Raw genomic sequence first — 13441 nt, forward strand, 5'->3', positions numbered from 1 at the left:
TCTCCTCATCGCGGCTGCACGACAATCCCTGTCGGATTGCCAGCATGTACGGCAATCGGCCTGCGCGGGTTTTCCGACAGGCTAAGCGTAGTCCACGTCCGTTCTGTATGATGACTTTACCCGCTATCAAGCTATCTGTTGTCTGCAGGAACGCCACTCTTCTCGCAAAGGAGGCGTTTTGGGCATAAAGGCCTCCCCTTAATTGTGGGGGATGCTGCCATCTTAGCCCCGATCCACGGACTTCGCGCGGCGACGGGACATTCTCCGGTTGAATACAGGGGTGCCGGCGAATGCCTAGGCGTGCCCGAAAGCACGAGCACACTGGTGGCTATACCGCGACGGTAGGGCTTCGGCGCTAACTAGCCCTTTAAATGGTACAGCGTCGCCACTATGGATCAGGCCGATGCCTGCTGTGTCCAAGCTGCACCGTCTCCAACGCCGCTTAAGCGAACCCCTCGCCCGCGTGGTTCCAAAAGGCCTCCTGATCGCGCACATATTCGCTGAGCATCTCGAGCGACTTGTGGCGGCTCTGCTCCTTCATTTTGAACAGATTGGCGCCCTGCCGCCCCGCCTCGGTCAGGAACCCGGCGCGCAGGCTGTGGCCGGCAAAGAGCGTTGGATCATAGCCGGCCGCAGCGGCGCGTGCCTTGACGACAAGGGCCACAGTTTGCGGGCTGATCGCATGCGCCGTCACGCGACCGTGCGGCGTCAGCCGCCGAAAGACCGGACCGCTGGTGATCTCTGCCGCCTCCAACCATGCACGATAATGCCGTACCGGCTCCATGCGCCGACCGTCGAGAATGGCAACGGATTGCCCCCTGCCCTCCTGGTCGCCTTTGGACACAGGAATATGAATGATCAGGCCGCGCGGATCCTCAGCAATATGCGCGACCTCGATCGCAACGAGCTCGGAGCGGCGAAACGCACCCATCATGCCGAGGCTGAGCAGCGCGCGGTCGCGGTAGTCCTGCAGGGTCGTGCCGGTAATCGTCCGCATCATATCGCGCAGCACATCACCGTCGGCAGGCCGCTTCTTGGCCGGCCGCTCACCACGCTTGGTATTACGGATCCCGCGCATGACCTTGTCGAGCGCCGCGGCGCCGGCCTGAGTGGTGGGCGGTTCAAGCTCGGCCGCACGGTGGGCAAAGACGATCGCCGCCAGGCGCCGGCCGATCGAGGCCTTTGACAAGGCACGTCCGCTTGAAAAGGCGCTGCCGGTCGTCGCGAGTTCGCTCAGGAACGCTGCAACAATGGCGGGTGTTGCGGGCAGCGCGCGATAGCCGCGTGTGTCGCACCACGTACAAAAAAGCCGCCAGTCGGACCGGTAGGCGCGCAAGGTAGCGGTGGCCGAGGCGCGGGTGATGAAGTCATCGACGCGCGACTGATCGTCATAGGTGAGATCAGGAAGCCAGGGCTGCAGCGCATGGTCGTCGGACTGCGGCACGATCGCCGGCCCGTCTGACAGATCGGGACCATCATCGTCGATCATGACACTGTCACCGGCGACGTCGACGCGGCGGTCAAAGCCAAGCCGGACCGCCAGGGCGTCGGGCTGATCGCCGATCGTCGCGCCAATCCGTCCACGTCCCTTCGATGTGTCATCGCCGCATTTTTCTACCCGGTTTTGTCGTTTCGATCGCCCGGCTGTAACGCCCCCAATTGCTAGTGGGAATACCAATTATCGCTAGTAACTATTATGGCATCCTGGATTGATTAGGCACTGAGAAGCCCCCTCCCCCTTGTATCTTGGTTGTGGTATCATTTCCTGGCGATGCCACTTTTGACCGATGGTTCCCCATGACCCTTCAAGTAAATATTACGTCTAACGGCCGCATGAGCCTACCCGTGGGCATTCGCAAACGGCTTGGCCTAGAAGGTGGAGGCGCGGTGTTGGTTGAAGAAACGCCAGAGGGTGTCATCCTGCGTACCGTCGATCAGGCGGTGGCCAAGGCGCAGGCGATCGCCAAGCAGTATGCGCAGCATCCCGAGGCCTCGGTTGATGCCTTCCTTGCCTCGCGACACGTTGAGAGCGGCGAATGACCCATGTCGTGCTCGATGCCTCCGCGATCCTCGCGCTCCTCAAAGGTGAGCGCGGCGCCAGCAAGGTTGCCGGCGTGATTGCGGACGCATCGGTCTGCGCGGTCAATCAGGCCGAGGTGATCAGTCACTTCGGCCATCTCGGCGCGCCGCTTGAAGACATCCAGGCCATGCTGGGTGCCCTCCCCTATATAGTCGTGCCAGCCGACGATGCGCTGGCGTGGGAGGCTGGGGGCCTGCGATCGGTGACTGCATCCGCCGGGCTGTCGTTGGGCGATCGCTTTTGCCTGGCGCTTGCCAAACGCGTCGGCGCGCCGGCCTATACCGCGGACAAGGCCTGGAAGGATATCGCCGGCGATGCCGGCGCCAAGGTCGTGGTCATTCGGTAATTACGTCATGCAAATGAATGGTCGCTATCGCGCGACAAGAGGCAAAGCGTGACAACTGCACTTGATTGCGCTGGTCCAAAATGCCCCGCCGCCATAGTTCGCATACAAGGAGTAATCATATGCGCCCCCTGATCCTGCTATCCGCGTGCTTCCTCGTCTCTGCCTGCGGCGTCGGCGCGAGCGCTCCGACCGTTATCGACGGGAGCAGCGCCACAACCTTTGATCAGACGCTACGTGCGGCAAAGGCTGACCTTGGTCCGAAAGATCGTCTCAAATTTGAAGCCGCACTCTCAGAATTCAAGGCTCGGACATTTGCCAAGGCCAACTCTCGGCAGGAGTATCAGCGTCTACTGCGCAAGGGACTCGACGGTCTGACGGCTCCGCGTGTCGTCGATCAGTTTAACCGCGACGTGGACCGGGTTGGCGGCCAGGCCGCAGATGCCGTGTTCGAAGCCAAGCGAGCGTTGAACCGCAAATAGCTGTTGGCTGTTGGCTGATGCCGGACACTGCAATTATCAACCGGTAGATCTCAATCCGCCAGACCCATACCCAGACATTCGCGCCCCCTTTGCGGCTCTCCAACTTCAGACACCCATTCATCTTGATGCTTTCTGAGCTTTATCCAAGACCTAGGCAGTCACCGTCAGACTGCCTCTGCCGTCGATCGCCGATGCGCTTCCTCCAAGATACTGCCGTCAAGTACTAGTTTGTTCCTGTAAGGAAATGTGGGGTATCACACAGACCGCCAACGAAATGTTGCGGATGAAGACAGGAAAGCTAAGTCGTAATCGACGACGGTCGGCATCCAATACCAAGCTGTCTCGATCGCTCACGATGCTACCTCCTATTGACCCGCTACGATTGAGGACCCGGCATGAAAGGCGACAATACTCGCGCCCATGAGGCAGAGCGCCTGCTATCCGAACGAGACCGTCGATACGGTCTGTTTCCAAGTGAGATATTCGACGAGTTTGCGTGGAATATGCTCCTCCACTTGTTCGTCGCGCTCGAAAAAAATCAAACAATGTCGGAAGTGCGATTGTGCGAACTGTCTCACGCAAGCCCAGCTGCCGGTCGACGCTGGATTGCTCATCTCGTCAAAGATAAACAAATCGAGGCTAGGTCAGACGGTGATGACGTGCTGCTGACAGGCGAAGCGGTCGACCGGCTGCGACGCTATCTGTCCAAGCCCTCGAGAGCCGAAATTGATGTCGGCGACGAGACAGCCTGAACTCCGTCGACGAATGCGAGTTTAATAAGCCTGCGTGCGGTCGCCATTGTCCGGAGTCGATTATGCCCTCCAATGCCTCTGATACGTCGGACGATACACTCTGCCTTGCAATCGCGCATGCCCTGCAACTCGCCGATGCACGAGGCGATAGCTTGGTAGCTGCGCTGCTCGCACATGCCTTTGAAATTGCGAATTGTCCCAAGACAGAATTCTAGCCGGAGATGCGTGAAAGTTTTCGCCGGCACTAGCAGTCACTTAAATTATTCATAACGCTACAATCAGATTCTTATACTATTTAGATTCCATGTCAGGATCTACGATATTCCGGGTGGTCGCATCGGCATAGGATCGGCCTAGTGGTGCGATCAGATGACGGTATTCAGCCTCTGGAACCCCATAGCTATCACCAGCCAACTCTTCCAGCGCCTCGCGGTCACGAATTATTACGCGACCTCGCTTCGAGTAAATCATGCCGGCACCTTCAAGGATATGGAGGCTGACAGTCACTCCACTTCGTTCCGCCGCAATCATCATCCCAATAAAGTCATGCGTGAGCGCGATTTCATCGCCGTCGACGCGGTCATGGCACATGAGCAACCAACGAGCCAGACGGGACTCGATACGGTGATAGGCATTTGTAGCGGTACTCTGCGCCGCTTGAACGAGCATAGACTGTACGTAGCGCAAAAGGGTTGTTCGAAGCGTTTCGCTCCGACGAACCGCCGCAAGATAGAGCTCGGCATCGATCCGTAGGGCGGTACCGCCACCTACCTGAATGAAGGTCTGATGAGGGCTTCGATCGCTACCTAATAAAAGGCATGTCGCAGAAACCCCGTCGCGACCGAATATTCCCACCTCTGTCGGGCGACTGGGGGACATCGTAGCAACGATCGAAGCGACGCCAGATTCAAGAAAATAGACGTGTTCAATCGGCGCATTTGCCTTTACGAGCACGTCTTCGCGCCGAATGTCGTGCCTCGTGAAATGTGGCTGCAATAATGCCAGATCATCCGCCGACAGCGCGCTTAGCAGAATGTTTTTGGTATAAACGGCATCTGGATGCGACATGATCGCCCCTCTTTTTGGGGCGAAAGTGCGTCGAATCTTTCAGCCGCCTGCGCCCTGAGAGTGGCAAGCGATTGTAAGCCCCTACACGTTTTCACGGCCAAGAAACTTTACCTATGAGAAGTGTGGGATAGGCCACACTTCTCCGGGTCGCTTCAGTAATTCGGTCTGAAATGTGTCGTGAACGATATTTCCAAGATTTTTGCCTATGAATGAATTCGCGGAATAATCAGCGCTTTGTTGTCTATCGCACAGTGTCGGCAGCGCAGATGTTTCAGCTTCATAAAGTCGGTATGTCTCAAGCCGTATCAGGGTCGGGGCAAGGACAAATATTATGGAGACCGAACAATCGGCTAGCGGTCCCGCCGACACGCAGCTTGGCCTACTCCTTCAAGAAACGATTCATCGCGGCAGCAATGATCTCCAGATGGTGATTGGCTTGCTGGCACTACAGAGTCGGCGTGCGTCATCACAAGAGGCCCGACAGATACTCACAGATGCTACGCAGCGCGTATCCATTCTGGCGCAAGCCCGAAGCGAGCTGTTTCGTAATAACCAGCCAACGCTGGCCCTTGCCCTGCAGCAGGTGTGCACGGCGCTGCAGTCACAGGCTGAGCCTCGATCGATCCTCGTAGCGCTCAAGGTCGAACAGGACGCCGTTGCACTGTCCCCAACGCAAATCACAACGATTGCGCTGGTCGTGAATGAGCTTGCCACGAACGCGATCAAACACGCGTTCGAGGATGGCAAGAATGGCTACATCCTCGTCACGCAAAAGGCAGACGCTGAGGGAAATGTCATTGTTCTGGTGGATGATGACGGCCTTCCTTTTCCAGACCCTCACAACCCCAAAAGGGGAGGCTTGGGAATGGAAATATCGGCTCGCTTGATGGCATCGATCGGCGGTCGGTTCGTTCGTCCACAATCGCGTGCGAAAGTTTTCGAATTGCATGTCAGCACCTCAGTCTCGACGAAGAGCGGAACATCGCCACAACCTCAGGCTGCAGAGGCCTCCGATGTCAAAGCGCCTTCAGAGAGCCAGAATCTGATCTCGTTGCATTCGGCAATACGATGGGCGCTTCATCTCGCCAGGGCACAAGGGGAAACCCTTACCGCTGCGCTCCTAGAAGACATTTTGCACCTATCTGAAAGACGGCAACGTTCCGCTGCAGAGGACCAGTGTGCAGCTGCTTGTTGTATGTGACGCCGACCCAAAACCAGACGCTTTGTGCACCTCCTGCGTCGCCCAACTTCTGCCGTGCATTCATTTCGGCGTTCACGCCTAGATGCAGAGGTCTTCGTGCTATACACGTCAATCCGGATTGACTGAAATTTAACCCCGAAACGGCATTTACCTCGTGAGCTCCCGGGGGGGGGTGCCCGGGAGTGAAGTAGATGCGACAGGACGATGGTGTGCTGCCGCGCTGGACCGTCACGCGTTGGCTGGTCGAGTGTGCTGGTGTGGTTCCAGCTGAGATTCGTCCATCCCTGGTTCAAGGATTGTACGGGTCACTCCCGATCTTTTTAGGCGGGGTATTCAACACGATCCTCGTCTCCTCGATCGTGGCGTTACGAATACCGACACCACCTTTCTTGATTTGGGCAGCGCTGGAAATAGGACTGGCCGCTCTGCGATTGCCGCTGCTTGTCAAAGGATCTCGCGCCGCGCAGAGCGGCAAAAGGGCTCATATCGATCTCTACATATTGGCTGCCGTGTGTTGGGCAGGATCAGTAGGTTATGGTTGCTTCATAACTCTTCTGAGCGGGGACTGGCTCGCTGCCACCCTCGTGATGCTGTCCGCCGCGGCCATGACCGGAGGGGTGGCGTTTCGCAACTTTTCAGCACCTCGGCTCGTGATGGTCATGATCACGCTGAGCCTTGGGCCTTGCGCCATCGCTGGAGTTATGTCCCGTGAACTCATCATGTTCGCGACCGCTCTGCAGATTCCGATGTATATCTATGCGATGACGCATGCCGCCTATCGGCTGAATGCGATGCTCGTTCAGACGATGCGGTCGGAGCGTGAGAACGGACGTCGCGCGCGACAGGACACGCTTACCGGCCTACTGAATCGTGCCGGTCTTGAGGACGTCATTACCCGTCGTACAGACGGCACAAATAGCGGAGCCACTCTTTTTTATATCGACCTCGACGGCTTCAAGGCGATCAATGACACTCTTGGTCATGCGGCTGGTGATCAACTGCTGGTCAAGGTAAGCCAGTTGATGAGACAGGTAACACCGGCGACGGACGTTGTCGCTAGAATCGGAGGCGACGAGTTTATCGTTTTTGCCGATCAGATGACTCCTGACGAGGCCTGTCAAACTGCGCAGCGCTTGATTGATACATTATCCTGCACACCATTCCTCTTGAACAACACCAACGTTACAGTTGCCGCGAGCGTCGGCATCTCCATTAGATCGGGTGCGCCGTGCGATCTGTCGGCCTTAATGTTAGAGGCTGACAGGGCTTTGTACGACGCAAAGCTGACGGGGCGTTCCCGCGCCGTGTTGGCCACCGTCGCGTAGCTAGGCTTATGGCATAGGCGATCGCATACTCAGGTCAGGCACAAACCATCATCTATCAACGCGGAATGACAGCGGCGGTCGATGGCCCACTATCCATACTTAACACGACATAAGTTAACCTGACGCAGTGAGGCAGGTTTAGAACCGTTAAGGTTTTGATTATAAGCGCAAATGCGAAGGAGTTCGTGTGCGCAACCACCATGAAACGTCCCGCCTGGACGCGCTGCATCAGCTAAAACTGCTGGATACCCCAGCAAGCGAAAGTTTTGATCGTATAACCCGGATGGCGAGCCAGATCTTCGGCTTGCCGGTCGCGGCCGTATCGCTGACCGATCACGATCGGCAATGGTTCAAGTCGCGAGTGGGCGTCGATCATTACAGCATTCCCAGAGCCGGAGCACCGTGCGCGGAGGTTACGGAGACGACACGATTATTGGTTATTGAGGACTTTCTTGAGGACTCGGATTATGCCGAAAGTCCACTAGGTCGTGCTGGTACCCGCTTCTACGCTGGCGCCCCACTAGTGACCAATGACGGGTATGGGCTCGGCGCATTATGCGTATTGGGTACCGAACCTCGCAAAGCGTCATCCGCTGAACTTGCCGCTCTCACTGACCTTGCCGCCATGGTCATGTCGCAAATCAAGCTGCAGCATGCTTTCGGCCGGATCGATCCCGTCAGCGGAATGCCCACGAGAAACCAGTTTCGCGAAGATCTGATAGACCTGGGGCGAGACCATGCGGGAGAGCAGTACTTCGCCGTCGTGGTGGATTTAGCCCGCGAAGATCAGATCAGCAGAATTACGCGTGCCATGGGAGCGGCTCGCGTCGATCGGATGGTTCATGAGGGCGCCCAGGCATTGCGCGCGGCACTCGGGCCGGATCGAAGCGCCTACCAGATCGGCACCGCACAATTCGCATTCATCTCGCCATCGGGAGTTGAGCAGTCAGAATATATCGAGCTCTTGCGTACTGGTCTTGAAACCATGCGAGCTTCATCATCAGTCCGTTTTGTGACAAACGTAGCTATTGGCGTCCGATCCTTTGCCGCCGGTTCGGTATCGGCCGACGACCTTATCCGAGGGGCTACGAGTGCTGCTCAGGATGCAAGGGATACGGAGGGATCAATAGCGCTGTATTCACCAGCACGCGATACCGCGCATCGCCGCCAATATGGCCTGTTACAAGACTTTGGCGCAGCACTCGAGGCAGGGGATCAACTTCGGCTCGTTTACCAGCCTCGGATCAATCTTTCCACAGGCGACTGTATCGGTGCAGAAGCGCTACTGCGATGGCACCATCCGCTTTTGGGCGACGTGTCGCCCGGCGAATTCATTCCGATCATCGAACAGACGTCGCTAGCCCGACCGACCACCCAATGGGTTCTTGATACGGCAATGGACCAGTTGGCGGCGTGGAAGCGTGGTGGGCTGGCGATCACGCTATCTGCCAATATCTCAGCCGCCAACCTAAGCGAAGCTGACCTTTGCGAGAGGATTACAACTGGACTGACCGCCCGCGAGCTGTCGTTTGGCGATTTGGAGATCGAGCTTACCGAAAGCGCGATCATGGATCATCCAGATCAGGCTCTAGACGTGTTGCAGAGTCTTAAGGACGCAGGTGTCGGCCTTGCTATCGACGACTTCGGTACCGGACAAAGCAGTTTGGCCTATCTGCAACGTCTGCCAGCACAGATCGTCAAGATCGATCAGACGTTCATACGCGACCTAACCGAGGCGACAGGTTCCGACTTCGTCCTCGTGGAAACAATGATCAGCTTGGCGCATAGGCTGGGCTATCGCGTCGTAGCAGAAGGTATCGAGACCGGCGAGGCGGCAGCCATTCTGAAAGAGCTTGCCTGCGAAGAAGCCCAGGGCTTCTGGTTCGCCCGGCCGATGGAAGCCGCCCGGTTTGTCGCCTGGCTTTCAGAACGGCGAAAGGCTGCTCGTTCGATGCCTTGTGCCGCCTAACGATCCGAACAGGTTTTTCGAGATACTGGGCAAGCATGCGTTGGCCGAGCGAACCTTAGACGTTGCGGATCTATCAAATAGTTAAGCATTTTAAGGCATTAGGCCACGCTGAGGGAGCTACCAATCGTGTCATCACCAGATGTGAGTTTTGAAATGGTCGCACTGCACGACCTTGAGACGATGAGCACAGCGGACCGTGATGCGCTGCCGTTCGGCGTTGTAGGCTTTGAAGCTAACACGATCGTGCAGGTCTATAACGCGACCGAGGCCCGTATGTCGGGGCTGGATCCGGCCACCGTGATGGGAGTGCCGTTCTTTGACGCGGTCGCACAGTGCATGAACAATTTCATGGTGGCGCAGCGGTTCGAAGATGAACCGGAACTCGATGACGTCTTCCCGTACGTCCTGACGCTTCGAATGCGGCCGACCAAGGTGCGCTTGCGGCTGCTCGCGACCGCGAAAACGCCGCGCCGCTACATACTCATTGAACGCTGAAGGCGAGCCGAATGACCGATACGTCGGGCGAGGAGGAGCTCCTCGAATTTCTATATGCCTGTCCCATCGGCCTGATCGAATGCGACGCAGCTGGCGAGATCGGCTTGATGAATCCGCACGCGATGCAGCATCTGATGCCGTTGGCGGGCTCGCGTGGGGTCAGCAATCTGTTCTCGGCGTTCGAACATCACGCCCCGGAACTGCGAACCTTGGCAGAAGCCTTTGCACTGCCTACGGGACGCGTCTGCGACGGCCACCGCATCTTCGTCGACCTCGGGCCGGGTAAGAGCGGTGCCACGCCAAAGGTCCTCGCCTGTACGCTCGTCAAGCTCGCCGCGGATCGATTTATGGCAACCCTCACCGATATTAGCCACCAAGTTGTTCAGGAAAACCGACTGCGGCAGGCTGATACCTGGTTCGCGACGCTGCTCGACGGCGTCAACGGCTATGCTGCGCTGACGATCACGCCAGACGGCCAAATCGCAGCAGCCGACACCTGCTTTGCCCGGCAGACCGGGTATGAGCCGGCCGACGTTACCGGTCACAATCTCGCCGATGTCCTCAGCACCGATCTGCCTGGCGGCGATCTGCGTCTGGACGAACAGCTGGCGATCGCAGTTCGTGAGGGCTGGCATCTTCAGGAAGGGTGGCAGCAACGCGCCGATGGCGAGCGCTACTGGTGTCAGCGTCTCGTCGTCGCTCGGTCGGCACGTGACAACGCGACCTTACCCCGGTTTTCGGTTGTGCTGCGTGACGTACCGCGTCGCGACGCTGCGAGCGAAGACGTGCGCCGTCTCCTGACATGCGACCATCTCACCGGCGCGGCAAATCGACGGCATTTCAGTCAGGCGATGGCTCGCGAACACGAAAGCTGGCGCGAACTTCGTCAGTCGCTGTCACTTGTCGTACTCGATCTCGATCACTTCAAGTCGGTCAACGACACGCACGGTCACCCGGTGGGTGATAAACTTCTTTGTCAAGTTACCGAGGCGTGCATCTCGCTTTTGCCACCACGCGGTATTTTTGCACGGTTGGGGGGCGAGGAATTTGGGGTCCTGCTTCCACGCTACGATCGTGATCAAGCCATGGAGCTTGCTGAGCGGCTTCGCGTAGCGATCGCCGATGTCGTCGTTGAGATTCCATCGGGCACTCTGCGGGTAACGGCCAGTCTGGCCTGTGCGACCCTCGACGAGACCGAGGGGTCAATCGAAGCCCTTATCGCCCTGGCTGATAAGCGTCTCTACGCTGCGAAGCACGCAGGTCGGAACCGGGTCTTTGCTGAACCCCAGCCAGCGTGACTGAGGACCGCCTTCAACGTTCAGCCGTGCATCGGATCGTGTGTGCCGTTGTCGCGGCGGAGTTACGCCGTCAGCGCGGTACGGACCATCCGGCTGCGGGCAAGGTGGAGTGGCCGAGCTCGACATTGATTGGCGACGACGGACTAGGTCTGGACTCCATGGAGCAGCTTGGTGCGCTAGGCGCGTTGGCAGAGGCGTTCGATCTCGACGACAGCTTGTTGAGCGATGATCCGCCAAGAACGGTAGGTGCCTGGGTTGATTGGGTTATCTACGCTCACTCCAAAGGCGATGGGCGGATGACGGTAGCGACCTCTGGATCGACCGGTAGCCCGCGTCCGTGTGTGCACGACATCGCCGACTTGATCGATGAGGCCGCATTCCTGGCAACGCAGTTTACCGGGCGACGCCGGGTAGTTGCGATGGTACCTGCACATCATCTGTATGGGATCATCTGGACCGCCCTGTTACCCGACGCGTTGGGGGTTCCGGTCGTGGCGCGGGCGATCGGTGCCCCCCTTGGGCTCACCGCCGGCGACCTCGTCATTGCGGTACCGGAGCAATGGCAGGCACTACTCCGCATAACCCCTCGCTTTCCGAAAGATGTCATAGGGGTCAGTTCGGCCGGGCCCTTGGACGAAAGTGTTGCGACAGGACTGCTGGCGGCCGGGCTGACACGATTAGTTGACGTTTACGGCTCGTCCGAAACCAGCGGTATTGCAATGCGCAACGTGCCGGCGAGCGGATATGACCTGCTGCCTCGCTGGCAGTTGTCGACACATGATGACGAGGACTGGAGACTTGTCGACCGCCACGGCCGGTTCTGGGACTTCCCCGACCACATCGAACGCATCAGCAGTCGCACTCTGCGGCCGCTTGGTCGGCGCGATGGAGCTGTGCAAATCGGGGGACATAATGTCTGGCCCGGGCGGGTGGCGGACACGCTGCGGACGGTGGACGGCGTCGCGGATGTCGCCATTCGCCTAAACGGGCATGGGCGGTTGAAGGCATTCGTTGTTCCGAAACCCGATTACGATCTTGCGCAGCTGTCGGCGCATATCGAGCAGCTCATGGTTGCTCGCCTGGCCAACTACGAATGCCCGAAAAGCTTTCGCTTCGGACCGGCTCTACCGCGCAATGCAATGGGAAAATTGGAAGACTGGGCATGATGCATTCACCGATCACCGCGGCTTACCCGGCACGTAGGACACCACTCGCAATGACGGATGCATGCAGCGGCTGCCGGACGGGTGCACCGCTCGGGATGGCGATCACCATGGCGTTCCAGCCGATCGTCGATATCGAGACTGGATCCGTCTTTGCCTATGAGGCGCTGGTTCGTGGGGCGGATGGTCGGTCCGCAGGCGAAGTGCTTGCGGGCGTGGAAGCCGACATGATCTACAAGTTCGATCAGGCCTGCCGGGTGAAAGCCATTGAACTGGCCGGAGCGCTGTTTGCCCCGGAGGACGATACAAGACTATCCATCAATTTCATGCCTAATGCCGTTTACGAACCGAACGCCTGCATTCGCGCCTCGCTAGCCGCTGCACGTCGCGTCGGGTTTAATCCTGGCCGCCTGATGTTTGAGTTCACCGAGAACGAGCGGATGGTCGATGTCGGCCATGTTCGGCACATCATCGAGTCCTATCAGGCACGCGGGTTCACCACTGCCATCGACGACTTTGGTGCTGGTTACGCCGGGCTTGGCTTGCTTGCGGACCTACGTCCGGACATGCTCAAGCTCGACATGGCACTGATCCGCGGGATCAACCATTCCGCCGCACGACGGACGATCGTCGCGAGCGTCGTGAAAATGGCTAAAGACCTGGGCATCAGTTGCATTGCCGAAGGGATCGAGACTGCGGCAGAACTGAAAACGTTGCGCGAGATTGGTCTTCGCTTCTGCCAAGGATACCTGCTTGCACGTCCGCAGATAGAGGTACTGCCGCTGATCATCCCCCCCTTATAGGCCGCTGCGTCTAGTTAGGGCATAGTCGACCCACAAGTGGAAATTCAGCCACCCCTTCCCGCTCCCCAACTTTGGACGTTCGTTCATCGTCGCGAATAATCAGCCTGATACCCCGGCCATCCACTGACGAATGTCGTGCTCTGGACAAAGTCGACCACTATGGCATCTTTGGTTCGCCGTATTGATCCGGTACGCGCAGTGCAAAGAAAACGATTTCCGCCTCACTTCTGGTTAGGCGATGATGGTAGTGAGATTAACGTCATCATCAAAGACATTGGTTGGGCAGGAACGGAAAATGAGGCTTATTGGTCAACGCTGGGAATTCCAGATCGGTAACACCATGGTCGAGGTGGATAACGCGTACAGCTGGACACTGTGGGGACAAGAACGCCTGCTAGGGTCAGGACTCATTGGTCATAGCCAGAAGATGACGGTGGCCGCGAGCGCGACGGCAGAGAAGAA

Annotated in this window: 13 protein-coding genes; 11 read left to right on the plus strand and 2 right to left on the minus strand. The window is 58.0% G+C overall.

All coding sequences use genetic code 11. The features are described from left to right. Positions 1-442 precede the first annotated feature (442 nt). On the minus strand, positions 443-1444 hold the full coding sequence (locus IFT71_RS20320) for a site-specific integrase (protein ID WP_342212706.1): 1002 nt from the start codon (positions 1442-1444) through the stop codon (positions 443-445). A gap of 353 nt (positions 1445-1797) precedes the next feature. Between IFT71_RS20320 and IFT71_RS20325 the strand changes: the two genes are divergently transcribed. The 4 genes from IFT71_RS20325 (at position 1798) to IFT71_RS20340 (ending at position 3657) form a co-directional block, all read left to right on the plus strand. Continuing rightward, entirely contained in the window at positions 1798-2040 is a 243-nt protein-coding gene (locus IFT71_RS20325) for an AbrB/MazE/SpoVT family DNA-binding domain-containing protein (RefSeq protein ID WP_192071812.1), read from the plus strand. Next, on the plus strand, positions 2037-2426 hold the full coding sequence (locus IFT71_RS20330; RefSeq protein WP_192071813.1) for a type II toxin-antitoxin system VapC family toxin: 390 nt from the start codon (positions 2037-2039) through the stop codon (positions 2424-2426). The genes IFT71_RS20325 and IFT71_RS20330 overlap by 4 nt, the downstream gene beginning before the upstream one ends. A 119-nt stretch (positions 2427-2545) precedes the next feature. Continuing rightward, complete coding sequence (locus IFT71_RS20335; protein ID WP_192143211.1) at positions 2546-2905, plus strand: hypothetical protein; 360 nt, start codon at positions 2546-2548, stop codon at positions 2903-2905. Positions 2906-3300: 395 nt separating this feature from the next. Beyond that, positions 3301-3657 carry a hypothetical protein gene (locus IFT71_RS20340; RefSeq protein ID WP_192143213.1) on the plus strand — a complete coding sequence of 119 codons (357 nt, stop codon included), beginning with the start codon at positions 3301-3303 and terminating at the stop codon, positions 3655-3657. Positions 3658-3948: 291 nt separating this feature from the next. Here the strand turns inward: IFT71_RS20340 and IFT71_RS20345 are convergent, their stop codons facing one another. After that, positions 3949-4725 (minus strand): Crp/Fnr family transcriptional regulator, encoded by a 777-nt coding sequence (locus IFT71_RS20345; protein ID WP_192071816.1) that lies wholly within the window; start codon positions 4723-4725, stop codon positions 3949-3951. A 331-nt stretch (positions 4726-5056) separates the two neighbouring features. Here IFT71_RS20345 and IFT71_RS20350 point away from each other — a divergent pair, with 331 nt between their 5' ends. The 7 genes from IFT71_RS20350 (at position 5057) to IFT71_RS20380 (ending at position 12979) form a co-directional block, all read left to right on the plus strand. Next, positions 5057-5926, plus strand: coding sequence for a sensor histidine kinase (locus IFT71_RS20350; RefSeq protein WP_192143215.1), 870 nt, complete (start codon positions 5057-5059; stop codon positions 5924-5926). A 191-nt stretch (positions 5927-6117) separates the two neighbouring features. Beyond that, positions 6118-7251, plus strand: a complete 1134-nt coding sequence (locus IFT71_RS20355; protein ID WP_192143217.1) for a GGDEF domain-containing protein — start codon at positions 6118-6120, stop codon at positions 7249-7251. Between the two features lie 187 nt (positions 7252-7438). Then, positions 7439-9220: an EAL domain-containing protein gene (locus IFT71_RS20360; RefSeq protein ID WP_192143219.1), complete on the plus strand. Its 1782-nt coding sequence runs from the start codon at positions 7439-7441 to the stop codon at positions 9218-9220. Positions 9221-9346: 126 nt separating this feature from the next. Next, complete coding sequence (locus tag IFT71_RS20365; protein ID WP_342212707.1) at positions 9347-9715, plus strand: phosphonate transporter; 369 nt, start codon at positions 9347-9349, stop codon at positions 9713-9715. An 11-nt stretch (positions 9716-9726) separates the two neighbouring features. Continuing rightward, positions 9727-11013 (plus strand): sensor domain-containing diguanylate cyclase, encoded by a 1287-nt coding sequence (locus IFT71_RS20370; protein WP_192071820.1) that lies wholly within the window; start codon positions 9727-9729, stop codon positions 11011-11013. 26 nt (positions 11014-11039) lie between these two features. Then, positions 11040-12179, plus strand: a complete 1140-nt coding sequence (locus IFT71_RS20375; RefSeq protein WP_192143221.1) for an AMP-binding protein — start codon at positions 11040-11042, stop codon at positions 12177-12179. Positions 12180-12229: 50 nt separating this feature from the next. Beyond that, on the plus strand, positions 12230-12979 hold the full coding sequence (locus tag IFT71_RS20380; RefSeq protein WP_244655082.1) for an EAL domain-containing protein: 750 nt from the start codon (positions 12230-12232) through the stop codon (positions 12977-12979). Positions 12980-13441 lie beyond the last annotated feature (462 nt).

Origin of the sequence: Sphingomonas sp. CFBP 13733 (assembly GCF_014841795.1) — a bacterium.
Taxonomy (GTDB): domain Bacteria; phylum Pseudomonadota; class Alphaproteobacteria; order Sphingomonadales; family Sphingomonadaceae; genus Sphingomonas; species Sphingomonas aerolata.